Annotated in this window: 20 protein-coding genes and 1 other annotated feature; of the genes, 9 read left to right on the plus strand and 11 right to left on the minus strand. The window is 66.4% G+C overall.

Annotated elements, in window-relative coordinates; genetic code table 11:
- Nucleotides 1-116: 116 nt before the first annotated feature.
- A protein-coding gene (locus ACSTA4_RS13965; RefSeq protein WP_231972698.1) for an IS5 family transposase occupies nucleotides 117-912 on the plus strand; the annotation gives its coding sequence in 2 pieces (ribosomal slippage) (nucleotides 117-448 and nucleotides 447-912; 798 coding nt in all).
- A 240-nt stretch (nucleotides 913-1,152) separates the two neighbouring features.
- Here ACSTA4_RS13965 and ACSTA4_RS13970 read toward each other — a convergent pair.
- On the minus strand, nucleotides 1,153-2,406 hold the full coding sequence (locus ACSTA4_RS13970) for an IS4 family transposase (protein ID WP_444963921.1): 1,254 nt from the start codon (nucleotides 2,404-2,406) through the stop codon (nucleotides 1,153-1,155).
- A gap of 167 nt (nucleotides 2,407-2,573) precedes the next feature.
- Here ACSTA4_RS13970 and ACSTA4_RS13975 point away from each other — a divergent pair, with 167 nt between their 5' ends.
- The 3 genes from ACSTA4_RS13975 to ACSTA4_RS13985 are packed head-to-tail and all read left to right on the plus strand — an operon-like array spanning nucleotide 2,574 to nucleotide 4,610.
- Nucleotides 2,574-3,740, plus strand: a complete 1,167-nt coding sequence (locus ACSTA4_RS13975) for a glutathione-independent formaldehyde dehydrogenase (protein WP_124090075.1) — start codon at nucleotides 2,574-2,576, stop codon at nucleotides 3,738-3,740.
- Nucleotide 3,741: 1 nt separating this feature from the next.
- The gene (locus ACSTA4_RS13980) at nucleotides 3,742-4,311 is read left to right on the plus strand and encodes a type 1 glutamine amidotransferase domain-containing protein (RefSeq protein WP_444963922.1); all 570 of its coding nucleotides are present in this window, start codon (nucleotides 3,742-3,744) and stop codon (nucleotides 4,309-4,311) included.
- Nucleotides 4,308-4,610 carry a putative quinol monooxygenase gene (locus ACSTA4_RS13985; protein WP_444963923.1) on the plus strand — a complete coding sequence of 101 codons (303 nt, stop codon included), beginning with the start codon at nucleotides 4,308-4,310 and terminating at the stop codon, nucleotides 4,608-4,610. Before ACSTA4_RS13980 ends, ACSTA4_RS13985 begins: the two co-directional genes overlap by 4 nt.
- 60 nt (nucleotides 4,611-4,670) lie before the next feature.
- Here ACSTA4_RS13985 and ACSTA4_RS13990 read toward each other — a convergent pair whose 3' ends face one another.
- The 3 genes from ACSTA4_RS13990 to ACSTA4_RS14000 all read right to left on the minus strand — a co-directional run bounded on the left by ACSTA4_RS13990 (nucleotide 4,671) and on the right by ACSTA4_RS14000 (nucleotide 5,691).
- On the minus strand, nucleotides 4,671-4,847 hold the full coding sequence (locus ACSTA4_RS13990; RefSeq protein WP_444963924.1) for a hypothetical protein: 177 nt from the start codon (nucleotides 4,845-4,847) through the stop codon (nucleotides 4,671-4,673).
- Between the two features lie 55 nt (nucleotides 4,848-4,902).
- Nucleotides 4,903-5,319 (minus strand): hypothetical protein, encoded by a 417-nt coding sequence (locus ACSTA4_RS13995; protein WP_444963925.1) that lies wholly within the window; start codon nucleotides 5,317-5,319, stop codon nucleotides 4,903-4,905.
- A 72-nt stretch (nucleotides 5,320-5,391) separates the two neighbouring features.
- Nucleotides 5,392-5,691 (minus strand): hypothetical protein, encoded by a 300-nt coding sequence (locus ACSTA4_RS14000; RefSeq protein WP_444963926.1) that lies wholly within the window; start codon nucleotides 5,689-5,691, stop codon nucleotides 5,392-5,394.
- Between the two features lie 174 nt (nucleotides 5,692-5,865).
- Here ACSTA4_RS14000 and ACSTA4_RS14005 point away from each other — a divergent pair, with 174 nt between their 5' ends.
- From ACSTA4_RS14005 to ACSTA4_RS14015, 3 genes are read left to right on the plus strand one after another with little or no spacing between them, the layout of a single operon-like run.
- Complete coding sequence (locus ACSTA4_RS14005; protein WP_444963927.1) at nucleotides 5,866-6,468, plus strand: recombinase family protein; 603 nt, start codon at nucleotides 5,866-5,868, stop codon at nucleotides 6,466-6,468.
- Nucleotides 6,469-6,474: 6 nt separating this feature from the next.
- Nucleotides 6,475-7,863, plus strand: coding sequence for a Mu transposase C-terminal domain-containing protein (locus tag ACSTA4_RS14010; protein WP_444963928.1), 1,389 nt, complete (start codon nucleotides 6,475-6,477; stop codon nucleotides 7,861-7,863).
- Nucleotides 7,860-8,672, plus strand: a complete 813-nt coding sequence (locus tag ACSTA4_RS14015; RefSeq protein WP_444963929.1) for an AAA family ATPase — start codon at nucleotides 7,860-7,862, stop codon at nucleotides 8,670-8,672. Before ACSTA4_RS14010 ends, ACSTA4_RS14015 begins: the two co-directional genes overlap by 4 nt.
- Before the next feature lie 45 nt (nucleotides 8,673-8,717).
- Here the strand turns inward: ACSTA4_RS14015 and ACSTA4_RS14020 are convergent, their stop codons facing one another.
- The 4 genes from ACSTA4_RS14020 to ACSTA4_RS14035 form a co-directional block, all read right to left on the minus strand.
- Entirely contained in the window at nucleotides 8,718-9,020 is a 303-nt protein-coding gene (locus tag ACSTA4_RS14020; RefSeq protein WP_444964170.1) for a hypothetical protein, read from the minus strand.
- A protein-coding gene (locus ACSTA4_RS14025; RefSeq protein WP_444962296.1) for an IS3 family transposase occupies nucleotides 9,017-10,251 on the minus strand; the annotation gives its coding sequence in 2 pieces (ribosomal slippage) (nucleotides 9,017-9,972 and nucleotides 9,972-10,251; 1,236 coding nt in all). Before ACSTA4_RS14025 ends, ACSTA4_RS14020 begins: the two co-directional genes overlap by 4 nt.
- Nucleotides 9,860-9,973: a sequence feature (AL1L pseudoknot), on the minus strand. (Overlaps the previous gene by 114 nt.)
- A gap of 5 nt (nucleotides 10,252-10,256) precedes the next feature.
- On the minus strand, nucleotides 10,257-10,931 hold the full coding sequence (locus ACSTA4_RS14030; RefSeq protein ID WP_444963930.1) for a DUF5996 family protein: 675 nt from the start codon (nucleotides 10,929-10,931) through the stop codon (nucleotides 10,257-10,259).
- Nucleotides 10,932-10,952: 21 nt separating this feature from the next.
- Complete coding sequence (locus ACSTA4_RS14035; RefSeq protein WP_444964171.1) at nucleotides 10,953-11,684, minus strand: flavodoxin family protein; 732 nt, start codon at nucleotides 11,682-11,684, stop codon at nucleotides 10,953-10,955.
- 319 nt (nucleotides 11,685-12,003) lie between these two features.
- On the opposite strand from ACSTA4_RS14035, the gene ACSTA4_RS14040 reads away from it, so the two are divergent.
- Nucleotides 12,004-12,255: a DUF2630 family protein gene (locus ACSTA4_RS14040; RefSeq protein WP_444963931.1), complete on the plus strand. Its 252-nt coding sequence runs from the start codon at nucleotides 12,004-12,006 to the stop codon at nucleotides 12,253-12,255.
- Nucleotides 12,256-12,830: 575 nt separating this feature from the next.
- On the opposite strand, the gene ACSTA4_RS14045 is transcribed toward ACSTA4_RS14040, so the two are convergent.
- Together ACSTA4_RS14045 and ACSTA4_RS14050 are read right to left on the minus strand one after the other, a co-directional pair.
- Nucleotides 12,831-13,142, minus strand: a complete 312-nt coding sequence (locus tag ACSTA4_RS14045) for a GNAT family N-acetyltransferase (RefSeq protein WP_444963932.1) — start codon at nucleotides 13,140-13,142, stop codon at nucleotides 12,831-12,833.
- Nucleotides 13,143-13,147: 5 nt separating this feature from the next.
- Nucleotides 13,148-13,732, minus strand: a complete 585-nt coding sequence (locus tag ACSTA4_RS14050) for an isochorismatase family protein (RefSeq protein WP_444963933.1) — start codon at nucleotides 13,730-13,732, stop codon at nucleotides 13,148-13,150.
- Between ACSTA4_RS14050 and ACSTA4_RS14055 the strand changes: the two genes are divergently transcribed.
- A complete protein-coding gene (locus ACSTA4_RS14055; RefSeq protein ID WP_444964172.1) occupies nucleotides 13,700-14,083 on the plus strand; it encodes a hypothetical protein in 384 nt (127 codons plus the stop codon). The genes ACSTA4_RS14050 and ACSTA4_RS14055 overlap by 33 nt on opposite strands.
- A gap of 227 nt (nucleotides 14,084-14,310) precedes the next feature.
- Here the strand turns inward: ACSTA4_RS14055 and ACSTA4_RS14060 are convergent, their stop codons facing one another.
- Nucleotides 14,311-14,631, minus strand: a complete 321-nt coding sequence (locus ACSTA4_RS14060; protein ID WP_444963934.1) for a hypothetical protein — start codon at nucleotides 14,629-14,631, stop codon at nucleotides 14,311-14,313.
- Nucleotides 14,632-15,218: the final 587 nt, after the last annotated feature.

A 15,218-nucleotide genomic window follows, 5' to 3' on the forward strand; every position in this document is an offset into this window, starting at 1 on the left:
CTTCCTTTGGGTTACAAGGAGTTCCCGGAAAACCCGACTAGTCACGACTCAATGCCGCTTAGAGCTCATCTCAAAAGCCCTACGAGATGCTCCTGAGCCTGGCATGATCACGTGCTGTGAGCGATGTGTTGCCCGATGGGCTCTGGGAGATCGTCCAGCCGCTACTGCCTCCCGCGCCGCGGACCGGCCGACCCCGGGCGGACCAAAGAGCCGTGTTGACCACGGTGCTGTTCGTCCAGGCATCCGGCTGTTCCTGGGAGAAGGCCGATGGCCTGTTCGGCGTTACCCGTGCCACCGCCCACCGCTGGTTTCAGACCTGGACCGAGATGGGCCTGTGGCCCACGATCCACCGCACGATCCTGGATGAGCTGGGCAGACGCGCCCTGCTGGACTGGTCCCGCGCCACTGTCGACTCCCAGTCGATCCGCGCCAAGAGAGGGGGAGAGCACGGGGCCAAACCCCACTGATCGCGGCAAACCCGGCTCCAAGCTCCACCTGCTGTGCGACAACCAGGGCCTCCCGCTGACTTGCGCGGTCTCCGCGGCCAACGTCAACGACATCGAAGCGCTCAAGCCCCTGGTCCGGGGCGTTCCGGCGGTGCGATCGCGGCGAGGTCCCCGGCGGCGGCGTCCAGCCAAACTTCACGGCGACAAGGCCTACCACTCCCGGGACCAGCGCCGCTGGCTGCGCGAGCGCGGCATCGGCGTGCGCCTGGCCCGTCCCGGCATCGAGTCCTCCCAACGTCTGGGACGCCACCGGTACAAGGTCGAACGCTCTATCGCCTGGCTGGGCTCCTACCGCAGATTGAACGTGCGCTGGGAGCGCAAGGCCTCCACCTTCCTGGCCATGCTCGGCATCGCCTGCATCCTCATCTGCTACAAGCACCTGGCCAAGCATGCTGACGGCTTTTGAGATGAGCTCTTAGCGTAGGTCGGTCCTCACGCGGCGAGCCCGGGCTCGGGGAGGTTGACCAGCCGAACCGTCGCGGCACCAGCATGGTGTGTGCCGGTATCGGTCGCGCGTTTGATCCGGTAGCTGTTGTGGCGGGCGCGTTTGACCACACGCGGGTAACGACGATGACGGCGACGCGGGTTGAGGTTCTTCCTCCGGGTGAGATCGCGATGCAGGCCCCGCAGCCCACCGAGCGGACTCTCAGGGGGAAAAAGCCGCCGGGTCAGCGACGCGGCGGCGGGCGATACGCACCGTGCGGGTGAACTTGACCCGATCGGGATCGATATCGGCCTCGGTGGCCGCCCCACAGATCAACGCGCTCAACGCGTGGTGGGTGAGCAGACAGCCGTAGATCTCTTGGCGCACCATGTCCGGGCTGTGCGAGCGCAACACCCGCCCCGGGCCGCGCAGGGTGGTCTTGAGTTCGGCGTTGGCACCCTCGCTCTCCCACCGTTGATGGTAGGTCTGGGCCAGCCGGGCAGCGGGGGCGGCGTGTGGGTCGGTGAGCGTGGTGATCACACAGATCAGCTCACCCTGACCACCACCGGTGTCTTGGGCGGGAACCTCGTACTCGATGACCCGCACCCGGCGGGCCTGAGCCGGATCGAGGTCTTGGCCGCCGCGAGCGGCCTGGACCAGGCGGGTGCGCTCCGTCTTGCCCAAGCGGGGGCGCATGATGAGCGAGTGGTAGGACCCATCGGGCAACAACTCCACCACCGGTAGTTCCAGGCTGTCCTTGACCCGCCACAACAGGTGGGCGCCGGTGTCGGCGGCCTGGGTGAAGTCGGTGAAGGAGAAGAAGTTGCGGTCGGCCAGCACCAGCATGTCCTCCTCCAGCCGGGTGTAGAGGGTGCGGGCCAGGGACTGCTCGCCGGTGCCCTTGCCGCCACCGCCCGGGCCCAGGGCCGCGGCCAGGGGCGCGTGGGAGCCGCACTCGTTGACGGTGACCACCCGGACTTGGGGGAAGGCCGAGGGGGTGGCCGATCCTCCGCCGTAGCCGAACTCGGCGGCGTTGGTTTGGGTGTCGGGCACGTCGAAGATCATGCCGTCGATGGCCACCATCCGTAGGTGACCTAGCCAGGTGCCCCGGGTGAGGGGGCTGGCGACCGGTTCGGTGGTGACCTGGGCGAAGATCGTTTCCAGGACCTGCCAGCCCAGTCGTTGGCGTGCTTGGGTGAGCCCGCCCGTGGTCGGTGGCTCCCAGTCCCAGCAGCCCCATCGGGCCAGGGGTTCGGCCAGGCGGGTGATGACTTCCTCGTAGTCCTCCTCGGAGAACAGGGCCAGGGCCATCGCGAAGTAGACCATCACGTGGGGTGGGAGTTTGCCGTCGGAGCGTTTGGCTTGTCTGCCGTGCTCGGCGATGGCCTCATCGATCACCTCCCGTGGCACCGACGAGGTCAGTACACCGATCGAGATCTGGTCCAAGAGCCCGCCAGCGGGTGAGGTGAGAGCCATGGTCAGCAACGTACTTGCCCGGCACCAGATGCCCACACCTACCTACGCTAAGCGGCATTGCGCCTTGACACGTGGTTCCTGGGGGCGTTCGCTGTCTAGCGATGGGGCCGGCGTCGGAGAGGCCTTGCCAGAAAGACATCGAGCAACACAATCGGATCGGAGTAGACATGAAAGCAGTGGTGTACGAGGGACCCCGTCAGGTCAGCACGAAGGACGTCCCGGACGCGAAGATCGAGCGACCCACCGATGTCCTGGTCAGGGTAACGACGACGAACATCTGCGGCTCGGACCTCCACATGTACGAGGGGCGGACCTCCTTCGAAGTAGGCCGGACGTTCGGTCACGAGAACATGGGGGAGGTCATCGAAGTCGGTAGTGGCGTGGAGAAGGTCAGGGTCGGAGACCGGGTTGTGCTCCCGTTCAACATCTCGTGCGGATTCTGTAAGAACTGCGAACGCGGCCTGACCAACTACTGTCTCACCACCCAGCCCGAACCATCATTCGCCGGAGCGGCCTATGGGTTCGCCGACATGGGTCCCTATGGCGGTGGCCAAGCGGAGCTGCTCCGCGTGCCTTTCGGTGACCACAACGCGCTGCGCCTGGGCGAGGATGCGGAGGAGAGGGAGAACGATTACGTCATGCTCTCTGACATCTTCCCCACCGGCTACCACGCCACCGAGATGGCCGGCGTGATACCCGGCGACAGCGTTGTGATCGCTGGGGCGGGTCCGGTCGGATTGATGGCCGCCCTGTCCGCGATGATCAAGGGCGCAGCAAAGGTGATGGTGGTCGATCGCCACCCTGACCGGCTCGCGCTGGCCGAGCAGATCGGTGCGATTGCCATCGACGACTCCAAGGTCGACCCCGTGCAGGCTGTGCTGGACGAGACGATGGGGCTCGGAGCTGACCGTGGTTGCGAATGCGTGGGCTACCAGGCCCACGATCCCCAGGGCAACGAGGACACCGCCGCCACGCTGAACATGCTCATCAACTCGGTCCGCTTCACCGGAGGAATCGGCACCGTTGGCGTGTTCGTCCCCCAGGACCCGGGGGCCAAGGGCGAATTGGCCAAGCAGGGCAAGGCAGCCATCGACTTCGGCACACATTGGTTCAAGGGGCAGACCATGGGAAGCGGTCAAGCCCCGGTCAAGCGGTACAACCGCCAGCTGCGAGACTTGATCGCGGCCGGCAAGGCGACCCCTTCCTGGATCGTCTCCCACGAAATCTCGCTGGACCAAGCCGCCGATGCCTACAAGAACTTCGACGCCAGGTCCAAGGGTTGGACCAAGGTCCTCATCAAGCCCGGCATGTCAAACGGAAAGAAGGAAAACTGAGATGGCAGCAGATCTTCAGGGCAAGAGGGTCGCGATCCTCGCCGCCGACGGAGTCGAACGCGTTGAGCTCGAGCAACCCCGCGAAGCACTGGAACGGGCCGGCGCTCAGACCGAGGTCCTCTCGATCCACGACGGCGAGATCAAGGCCCGTAAGAACGACCTGGATGAAGCGGGCACGTTCACCGTCGACGGGTTGGTCGCCGACGCCTCGGTGGGCGACTACGACGCCCTGCTGCTTCCCGGCGGCACGGTGAACCCCGACCAGCTCCGGGTCGACAAGGACGCCGTTTCCTTCGTCCGCGACTTCGTCGAGAGTGGCAAGCCCGTGGCGGCGATCTGTCACGGGCCTTGGACGTTGATCGAGGCTGGCGTGGTCGGAGGTCGCACCTTGACGTCCTTCCCGAGCATCCGCACGGATCTGCGCAACGCCGGTGCGGAGGTCGTTGACCAGGATGTCGTGGTCGACGGGAACCTGATCACCAGCCGCTCACCCGACGACCTGCCTGCGTTCTGCGATTCGATCGTGGCGAAATTTGCGAGCAATTCGACCCAGGGAGAGGTGACGTCATGAGCGTGACGAAGGGACTGCTTGTCAGGCTGGAGGCCCTGCCCGGCAAGGAAGACGAGGTCCAGGAATTTCTCGGCATCGGGCGAGGGCTCGTCGAGGAGGAACCGGCCACCATCGCGTGGTTCGCGATCCGTCTCGGCCCGTCCTCATTCGGGATCTTCGACGTGTTCCCCGATGACGCCGGCCGCGACGCGCACCTGTCCGGCGCAGTTGCGACCGCTCTCGGCGAGCAGACGGGCAAACTGTTCAGCGAGCCTACGATCGAGAAATTGGACGTCCTGGCCTCTAAGCTCCCCGCCTGAGACCACGACCTCGTCGAGCGTGCCGCGGTCCGATTCTCACATCGCACAGCGGCACGCTCGTCACGATGGGGTCGCGGTGGTGGCTGCCTGCAGTGCGACGGTGAGGTAGCCCGCGGAAGCACCGACGCCCTTATCCGCGACGTGGGCGGGCGTACCAGCTGCAACCACGGTCCCGCTGGCGTCGCCCGCGCCGGGTTCAAGATCGATCACGTGATCGGCCACCGCGATAACGCGCATGTCCAGCTCCGCGGCGACGACCGTGTTGCCCGCATCGAGCAGCGGTTCGTCCTGGCTAGGGTTCCTCGCAGCGGCGGTCGAACAACGACCACCCACACTTCAATAGTCGGTACGACGCTAGGAACGGTTCCGCGACGTGCTCCAGACTTCCTGGAGCTTTTCCCTCGCCCACACCCGTGCGTCGCTCAGCCGGTCCGAAGGTTGTCCGCTGGAAGAGCGACCAACCAAGAACGTGAGCGTCAGCGCTCATCTCACGCCACAACCGCCGGGCGGCGTCGCGCGACGTCCGGTCCAGGAACGCGTGGTCAGCTGCGGCGCCGATGATCTCAGTGAGGTTGAGCGTCGCCGTTGTAGTCCGGATTGAGGTCACATCACCACGGCGTTCGGTCAGCCACCGTCGCTGATCGACGAGGCTTGCACGGTCCGCGGCGTCGAGTGGCGTGCTCTCGAGAAAGCCGTAGTACTTGTCCATCTGTGCGTACATCTCTGTGAGGACGGTCAGACCTCGCTCGCGCCGCACATTGCGATCCTCGGATTCCAAGATTCACACCGCTTGGGATGCGCCGACCAGGGCTCCTCGCAGCACAGTGAAATGTGACGAGGGATACAGCTGCTGCGCGTTGATCGCATCGAGCGCGAGGCGAAGGTGTTCACCCGCGGCTATGAGAGACAACCGTGCAAGCTGGCTGATCGCCATACGTTCAAAGATCTGGTCGTCGACTCCGAGCTCACTTCCGCGCTGGGGCTCCTCGACGCGATGAGCCCTGAGACGCCAGCGGTTAAGATCGGACGCTGTATCGAGTATCTGGGTCAGAGCTGCTCGCTGGGCTGCGGTGAGGACCATGGTGGGCACGCTAGCAACGAGGATGTGCACCCACCGAAAACGAACGATTCCGCTACAACTGTCCGAACCGGCGCTCCGCCAGAGTGCGAGGCGGCGTGTCTTGTGCCGGAACCCAGTCCCGGATTCTACGTGCCGCCACTACTCCAGCTGGTCGAGTTTCGCTACGTTCTCCTCATGGGTCACCTCCTCGGGTACGCGCGCGTGTCCACCACCGACCAGGACGCGTCGCTGCAGATCGACGCGCTGGGCGCCGCTGGCTGCTACCGCGTGTTCGTCGACACCATGTCCGGGTCACTCCAGCACCGGCCCGAGCTCGACAAGCTCCTCGACCAGCTCCGCCCCGGCGACACTCTCGTCGTCTGGCGCCTCGACCGGCTCGGCCGGTCGATCCGGCACCTCATTGATCAGCTGCACGCTCTCGCGGAGCGTGGGATCGGGTTCCGGTCCTTGCAGGAGACCATCGACACCACCTCTCCCGGCGGCCGGCTCGTCTTCCACGTCTTCGCCGCGCTGGCGGAGTTCGAACGGGACCTCATCAAGGAACGCACCAACGCCGGCCTCGCCGCCGCCCGAGCCCGAGGCCGCACCGGCGGACGACCATCTCGCCTCTCCGCGGACCAGGTGCGCACCGCACGACGGCTCTACGAGCAGCAGGACATGACCGTCGCGCAGATCGGCGACGTGCTCGGCGTCAGCCGCACCACCATCTACCGTGCACTCGCGAAGCACGCCGAGCCCGTCGCGGCGCGACGAACCAAGCCTTCCCCAACGATGTAGCTGGCCATGGACGCGAGCGAGCGGTGGGGCATCCTTCGACTGCACGTCGAGGACGCCATCCCGCTCGCCACCCTGGCCCGCACCACGGGCGTCGCCGAGCGCACCCTGCAACGCTGGCTCGCCCGCTACCGGACCGGCGGATACACTGCCCTCGCCGACGGCCCCCGCACCGACCGCGGTGTCCGGCGGACGGCGCCGGAACTGGTCCACCTGGTTGAAGGGCTCGCCCTCACCAAACCGCGGCCGTCCTTCGCCACCATTCATCGTCAGGTCGACGTCCACTGCGCCGAGCGGGGACTGCGATCGCCGTCGTACTCCGTTGTGCGGTCGATCGTGAACGGGCTTGATCCCGGGATGGTGACGCTCGCGCTCGAGGGGCCTACGTCGTACCGGGACAAGCACGAGCTGCTGCTCCGACGTCGCGCGGATCGTCCCAACGCGATCTGGCAGGCGGACCACACGATGCTGGACCTGCTCATCGTCGGACCCGACGGCAAGCCCGAACGGCCGTGGTTGACGGTGATCCTCGACGACTACTCCCGCGCGGTCTGCGGGTACATGGTGTTCCTCGGCGCCCCGTCAGCGGCGAACACCGCGCTCGCCCTGCGGCAAGCGATCTGGCACAAGCCTGAGCCGGACTGGCCCGTCTGCGGGATCCCGGACGTGCTCTACACGGACCACGGGTCCGACTTCACCAGCCACCGAATCGGCGACACAGCAGCCGTGCTGCACCTCCGCATCATCCACTCGCAGGTCGCTCGCCCCCAGGGCCGCGGGAAGATCGAGCGGTTCTTCGGCACCATCAACACCGAGCTCCTCCCAACGCTCCCCGGCCACTTCGCACCCGGATCCTCGGCGCCGACGCCGGCGCTGGATCTCGCCGGTGTCGACAGTGCCATCAACACGTTCATCCGCCGCTACAACGCCCGCATCCACCGCGAGCTCCGGAAGAGCCCACTTGAAGCGTGGATCGCAGACGGGTGGCTGCCACGACTGCCGGACTCCCTCGAGCAGCTCGACGGGTTTCTGCTCACCGTCCCAACCACGCGCGTCGTGCAACGAGACGGCATCCACTTCGAAGGGCTCCGCTACACCGCAACCACCCTCGCACCCTTCGTGGGCAGCACCGTCAGCGTCCGGTACGACCCCCGCGACGTCACCGAGATCCGCGTCTTCCACCGCGACGCGTTCCTCTGCACCGCCATCAGCACCGAGCACCAGACCGAGACGATCAGCCTCAAGCAGATTCAAGCCGCCCGGAACGCTCAGCGCCGGGCTCTCCGCGGCCAGATCCGCGAACGCATCGCGATCGTCCGCCCCGCGCCCGATCACACCCCACCAGCACCCGCACCGGATCAACCGCGACTGAAGACCTACGAGGAGGACCGGTCATGACGAGCCAGTTCATCATCACGAAGGAACACCGCCGGTTCGCGGAGTTCGCCGACGCCGTCCGGAAACAGAACACCATCGGCGTCTGCTTCGGTCCTGCCGGCGTCGGCAAAACCCTCTCCGCACGCCGCTACGCGCACTGGGACAGCATCGGCCCGTTCATCGCCAGATGGGCCGCACGCAGCGAAGACGACACCAAGATCTACGCAGCCGCACACCGCTCCCGCACCGTCTTCTACACGCCCGAGGTCTCCGCCACGATGCGCGCCCTGCAGGACGACCTCCGGCACGACATGCTCCGCATCGAACACTGCATTGAGGAACACCTCCTCCTCCACGGCCGCCACTTCGACCACGCACACGGCCCCAACCCGTCCCTGCTCGAGCTGATCATCATCGACGAGTCCGAACGCCTCACCGGCAACGCGATCGAGTGGCTCCGTGACCAGTACGACCGCACCGGCATCGCGATGATCCTCATCGGCATGCCCGGCATCGAGAAGCAGTTCAGCCACTACCCCCAGCTCTACAGCCGCCTCGGGTTCGCCCACCAGTACCGTCCGCTCGGCCACGACGAGCTGCTCTTCGTCCTCGAACGTCAATGGCGCAAGCTCGGCAAGACACTCGACCCCGACGACTTCACCGACGCGCAAGCCGTCGCCGCCGTCGAACGCATCACCCGCGGCAACTTCCGGCTCCTCGAGCGCCTCCTCCCTCAGATCCAACGCGTCCTGAAGATCAACGAGCTCGACGTCATCACCAACGACGTCGTCGAAGCCGCCCGCAGCACCCTCGTCATCGGCACCACCTAACCCGACACCGATCGCAGCGAAAACGACGACACAAAGCGAAGCTGCTCACACCGTGTCCCCGCCCCAGCGGGTCGCCTCACCGCGGCACCAGGTGGCGAACCGATACTCCCGCAACTGGTCGAAGTCTCGTAGCCGCCCGTCGGCGAGCACCCCGGCGACACCGTGGTGGTCGAGCCTAGACAGTTTGGTGCCGCCGCCATGGGAGGCATCGGGGTAGCCGCCGGCCGACAGCACCAGCACCTTCCCGGCCGGCCGGTCTGCGACCGCGGTGTAGAACAGCGACGCGAAGCCCAGCCCGGCCTGCGGCAGATCGTCGCGGGCGGGCAGGTTGTCTCGTGCCGGGTTTATTGGAGGCTCGGAACCAACGCTTCGCCTTCTGTTGCCCCGGCCTGCTGCCGGTAGAAGCCGTCCTCGAACTCCGCTGGCGGGACCAGACCGATCTCGCCGTGCAGACGGCGGTGGTTGAACCAGTCCACGTACTCGGCTACCGCGATCTCCAGGTGGTCAAGGTTCCTCCACGGGCCGCGGTTACGGACCAGCTCGGCCTTGAACAACGAGTGGAACGCCTCGGCCAGAGCGTTGTCATAGGAGTCGCCGGTGGTGCCGACCGAGGCCACCGCGCCCGCCTCGGCCAGGCGCTGGGTGTAGCGCACCGCCAGATACTGCACCCCGCGGTCGGAGTGGTGGACCAGCCCATCGATGCGCCGTCCCACGTGTGCCCGGTTCCACACCGCCATCTCCAACGCGTCCAAGGCCAGATCGGTGCGCAACGACCGCGACACCTGCCAGCCCACCACCCGGCGAGAGAACACATCGATCACGAACGCGGCGTAGACCCACCCGGCGAAGGTGCGGATGTAGGTGATGTCGGCGACCCACAACCGATTCGGAGCATCCGCGGTGAACGCCCTCTCGACCAGGTCCGGGCGCATGTCCGGGCCCGGGGCCGGGGTGGTGGTGCGCGGGCTCTTGCCGCGGGTGATGCCCCGCAAACCGGCTTGGCGCATCAGCCGGTGAACGGTGCAGCGGGCCACCCGGTGGCCCTGCCGGTTGAGTTCGGCGTGGACCTTGCGCACCCCGTAGACGCCGTAGTTGTCGGCGTGCACCTGCCGGATCTTGGCGGTGGTGGCCTCATCGGTGCGCGAACGCAGCGACGGGGTCCGGCTCTTGGCCGCGTAGTAGGTGGACGGGGCGACCTGCAACACCTCGCAGATCGGCTCGACCCCGAACTCCTGCCGGTACAGGTCGATGTAGGCCACTACCTGGTGTGTGGGCGGTCGAGCTCCGCCGCGAAGAAAGCCGACGCTGACTTCAAGATCGCGTTCGCCCGCCGCAGCTCCCGCACCTCGCGCTCGAGCTCAGCGATCTTGTGGGCCTGGTCGGTGGTGGTGCCGGGCCGGGTCCCGTCGTCGATCTCGGCCTGGGTGACCCAGTTGCGCAGCGTTTCACGGTTGACGCCCAACTGGTCGGCCACTCGGGCGATGGCCCCATCGCGGGTGGTCGGGTTGCGGCGGGCGTCCACAGCCATCCGGATCGCTCGTTCGCGCAGCTCAGGCGGGTACTTCCTCGGTGCCGGCATGACTCTCATCCTTCCCAAGTTTGAGAGCCTCCATCACACCCGGAACGAGACACCCAGTCACCGCAATTGGGGGCCCCACCCGGATGGGTTGGTGCCGGGCGTCCGGAGAACCGGGTGCAGGCCAGGTCGAACGACCCCCAAAAGAAGTGCACCGGGCTGACCTTGCCCACGAAGTGGGAACGGAAGTCCTCGATCACCCGGCTGGCCTGTAGCAGTTGTCCCCAAAACAGGTGCGCGGAGTCGGGGTCATAGCTGGTGTGCACGGTGTCCTCGGCGAACGGGATCGCGGGCTCGACCTCGTTGGGGTGAGACTGGATCTGGACCCCGATGCCGAGCTGGTCCAGCGCCCACAGCGTCTGGTGGTGGAACTCGGCCACCGGTTTCGCCTCCAGCGCAACGGTCCGGGTGCCACCGTCGCTGGAGCGGATGCGGAGCTGGTGGTCGCAGAAGTCGAACTCGAGGTCGAAGACCCGGTTGCCATAGGGGATGGTGCCGGTAGTCAGCCCGCGAGGACTGACGTAGAGGGTCACCTGCCACCAATGGTTGACCAGGGGCGCCTGCGACAGCCGGACCTTGCCCACCACCTGGGTCCACATGTGCACGGTGTCGCGGGTCGCGGCCCAGTCGGCGATCCGCAACCGCGGCCACGCCTGGCGAGCCGCCAACTGGTGTGTGGTCATGCTCACTCCTTGCCGTTGTGGCTATCGGTGCTCGGGGTTGTCCTGGTCCGGCGCGCAACCGGCGTCCCACTCGCTGCGCCGGTTTCCGTACGCCGGGACGCCGCCAGCGGCGCGCAGCATCGCCGCCAGATGCAGCAGGTTGTAGGTCATGAAGGTGGTGTTGCGGTTGGTGAAGTCGTTCTCCGGTCCGCCGGAGCCGGGGTCGAGATAGGAGGGCCCGGGCCCGGCCGAACCGATCCAACCGGCGTCGGCCTGCGGCGCGATGGTGAAGCCCAGATGCTGCAGGCTGTAGAGCACGTTCATCGCACAATGTTTGACCCCGTCCTCGTTGCCGGTGATCAAACAGCCGCCGACGCGGCCGTAGTAGGCGTACTGCCCATTCTCGTTGAGCAGGCTGGAGCAGCCGTAGAGCCGCTCGATCACCCGCTTCATCACCGAGCTGTTGTCACCGAGCCAAATGGGCCCCGCGAGCACCAGGATGTCGGCAGCCAGCACCCGCTCAAAGATCGCCGGCCAGGCGTCGCTCTGCCACCCGTGTTCGGTCATATCCGGCCACACCCCGGTAGCGATGTCATGGTCGATCGCCCGGATCTCGTCGACCTGGACTCCGTGCTCGCCCATGATGCGGCTGCTCAGCCGGACCAGTCCGTCGGTGTTGCTCGGCTCCGGCGAACGCTTCAAGGTCGCGTTGATGAACAACGCCCGCAACCCATCGAATCGCGGCGACGTCGAAGCCTCCTCCACCGCGGACATGGTCACCCTCGGATCCGTTCACGCCACCGCCGGCGCAGTCTGCCCCGGGTCGTGACATCACCTGCCATGGCCTTGGTCATCATCGCAGCTCCTCAACCATCAACCGAAGTCGGAACCCCAGCCTTACAGTCCTGCCAGGCTGCGGCAATGGGCCCGCTGCCCCGGCCCGGCGGCGGCTCACCCATTCCACCACCAAAGACGGCACAGCACCGCCTTCGCCCGGTACCGGTCAGCAGACCAGAGAGCCCTGGCCCCGGACCGCGATGCCGGTTATCGTCGAGGGGCCAGCTGCTCGGGCCGGTAGCGAAGGAGAACGCAGATGTCGTCGTCGGAGGCGGAAATCCAGGATCGCATCAAGGCCTTGGTCGAGGAGGAGCACCAGCTGCGCGGCCGCCGCGAGCGCGACGAGATCGCCGCCGACAGCGAGCTCCAGCGGTTGCAGGCAGTCGAGGTAGAACTCGACCAATGCTGGGACCTGCTGCGCCAACGACGTGCCCTACAAGAAGCCGGCCAGAACCCTGACGGGGCGCAAGCCCGTTCCGGTGATCAGGTCGAGGGGTACCTCGGCTAACCCGGTAGCCAGGTAGCTGGGAGGTGCACGATGGATGAGCCGGGCGCGCAACTGCACGGCGGCGTTCTGGTCTGGTCTAGAGACGTTGCCACCGCACGAGCGAGGCCGTGTTGCTCGCGTCCCACGCCGGGAGCTGTGCACTGGCTCTGCGGGAACGTCGCGTCGAGCACTTCACCGACACCACCGTGCAGGCACTGAGGCTGATCTGGCCGGCTCAGCCGCGTAACCGGTGCAGGATCCGAACCAAGACCTCGACCTCTGTCGGCTCCACCAGGCCTCCGAACACGCCTCGGACGACTTCGTTGTTGGCGCGGGCAGCCGACCGGGGTACGGCGGCCCTGCTTCAGACAGATCAGACCGCACGACGATCGGTGCCCGATGGCTCGCGCGCGACGAGGCCTCGGGCCGGTCGACCATCCGGGTCAACGCGCTGCGGGTGAGGATGACCCGGTCGGCCAGCTGCCTGCCACGCCGTTACCGCGGACGTGGCGGCTCGCTGTGGCGGACCGTGCCGCAAGAGAGCCGACCTCCGATTGCTCGGCCGGGGGTGAAGGTTGGTGCAGAGGGCGGCACGGTTAGTCGGTGACCTTGCTCGGCGGGGCGCCGTACAGCAGGTCGCCGTACTCGTGATGGTTGCATACCCAACCGGTGATGAAGGGGCAAATGACCAGCGCCTTGATGCCGCGTTCGCGGACGTCGTCGAGCGCCGCCCGGGCCAGCGCACTACCGACCCCTTGCCCCTCAACCGAGGTGTCCACCTCGGTGTGGGTGAGCACCACGAGATCGGTCGCGAGCTGGTAGTCAGCGAACCCGGCCAACGCGCCGTCCACATGGGCCTTATAGCGGTGCTGATCGGAGTCGTCGGTGACGGACACATCGACGGCCACAATAATCACCCCTCCTTGGCCAGGCGCTGACGTTGGGGGAAGTACCACTGCAAGACCTTGCGGAACTTGTCGGAGTCCTCGCGGGCCCAGTTACGCATCAGCTCCGAACCGAACGAAACCGCGGTCACCGGCTGCGCACCGGCGGCGATCATCCGATCGAACGCCCGCTCATGCGCCACCGGCGAGATGCCGCCGACCGCATCGGCAACAGGATATACGTCGTATCCCTCGGCGAGCAGGTCCAAGGTCGGAAAGGTCAGGCAAACCTCGGTCCACAACCCGGCAATCACCACCTTCCGGCGACCGCTGTTCTCGATCGCGGCGCGGAAATCCGCATCCTCCCAGGCATTGACACCGGTACGGTCGATCTCCTCAACCTCCGGTAGTTCGTCGCGGATCACCTTCGCGGTGCCCTCGTTCACCCCCATGTCCACCCCGACGGTGGACAACACCACCGGCACGTCGTAACTGGTGGCCAGCCGACACAGCGCCACCACGTTGAGATCGATCTCCTCCCGGGTGGCCGTGGTGACGGTGGAATACTGCCCGGGCTGAAAATCAATCAACGCCAGCACGAGGTTCCCGCCCAAGACACCGGTGGTGGTCAGGGTGAGCTGATCTGTGTGATCACCACGCTCACCGACCCACACGCCGCCCCCGCTGCCCGGCTGGCCCAGACCTACCATCAACGGTGGGAGAGCGAGGGTGCCAACGCCGAACTCAAGACCACCCTGCGCGGCCCGGGGCGGGTGTTGCGCTCGCACAGCCCGGACATGGTGCGCCAAGAGATCTACGGCTGTCTGCTCACCCACCACGCGTTGAGCGCGTTGATCTGTGGGGCGGCCACCGAGGCCGATATCGATCCCGATCGGGTCAAGTTCACCCGCACGGTGCGTATCGCCCGCCGCCGCGTCGCTGACCCGGCGGCTTTTTCCCCCTGAGAGTCCGCTCGGTGGGCTGCGGGGCCTGCATCGCGATCTCACCCGGAGGAAGAACCTCAACCCGCGTCGCCGTCATCGTCGTTACCCGCGTGTGGTCAAACGCGCCCGCCACAACAGCTACCGGATCAAACGCGCGACCGATACCGGCACACACCATGCTGGTGCCGCGACGGTTCGGCTGGTCAACCTCCCCGAGCCCGGGCTCGCCGCGTGAGGACCGACCTACGCTAAGCGGCATTGCCCTCTGGTGCGTTGGTGAACAAACTGCGCGCGGCTTGGGCATAGGCATAGGTGATCTGCTCACGGCTGGAAGCATCACTCCAGACCAGCATGTCTACCATCCGGTCTGGGGTGGCAATCTCCCGCTGGCTGCGAGCATGGCGGGCGGCGAGCTGGGTCTTGCCCACCCCGCCAGCACCGGAGAGGACTTGGCGCAGGACGACGGCACCGAACCTATCCAAAGCGGCGTCGAGCTGATCGGCGATAGCACGGCGCTGGAAGTGGTCAGCCTCCTCGGGGATGGTGCCGACCCTGATAGGCCAAGCCACTTCATGAGCTTGCGGGGGGTGATGTATACGTCCCTGCCTTGAATGAGGGGAACGCCGGAGACGTCTCCGTTCACAGAGTTGGTGACGTCACCCCTTGCGATGTCCATGCCATCTGATTGTGGTGCGTCAAGCCTCACAGGTTAAGAGGTTTCGGCGGAAACGGCCGCATGCGGCCTGTGGGGCCAGACGGCGTAGACGGTGTGGGCCGTGTGGTGTGAGGGCGGCTGTGGGGCGCTGGTGGGCGGACACACGGCACCCCGGGCGCCGCCGCCAGAGTCACGGGACGGCAAAGTGCTCCGCGAGGTGGGCCTCCACCTGTACTGGACCCTGCACTGCGGAGCACACATGGAGGATGTCAGGCCCGGATTCAGACCCCGCGCCTCGTCTGTTCGACTCGCGCACCCCGTCTGACCTGGGGTTTTGTGGCGCACCCGGCAGGATTCGAACCTGCGACCATCGGATGAGAAGTTCGCTGGTTACGTACCGTGGCATATCACTACGTGCCGTTTCGTGTCACCCCAACCGATCCGCCATGCCGTCTGAGACCGTGTGATGCCGCCTGCTGTCGTGTCAGTACGGAACTGAAG

It is taken from the genome of Nocardiopsis sp. M1B1, assembly GCF_052466615.1.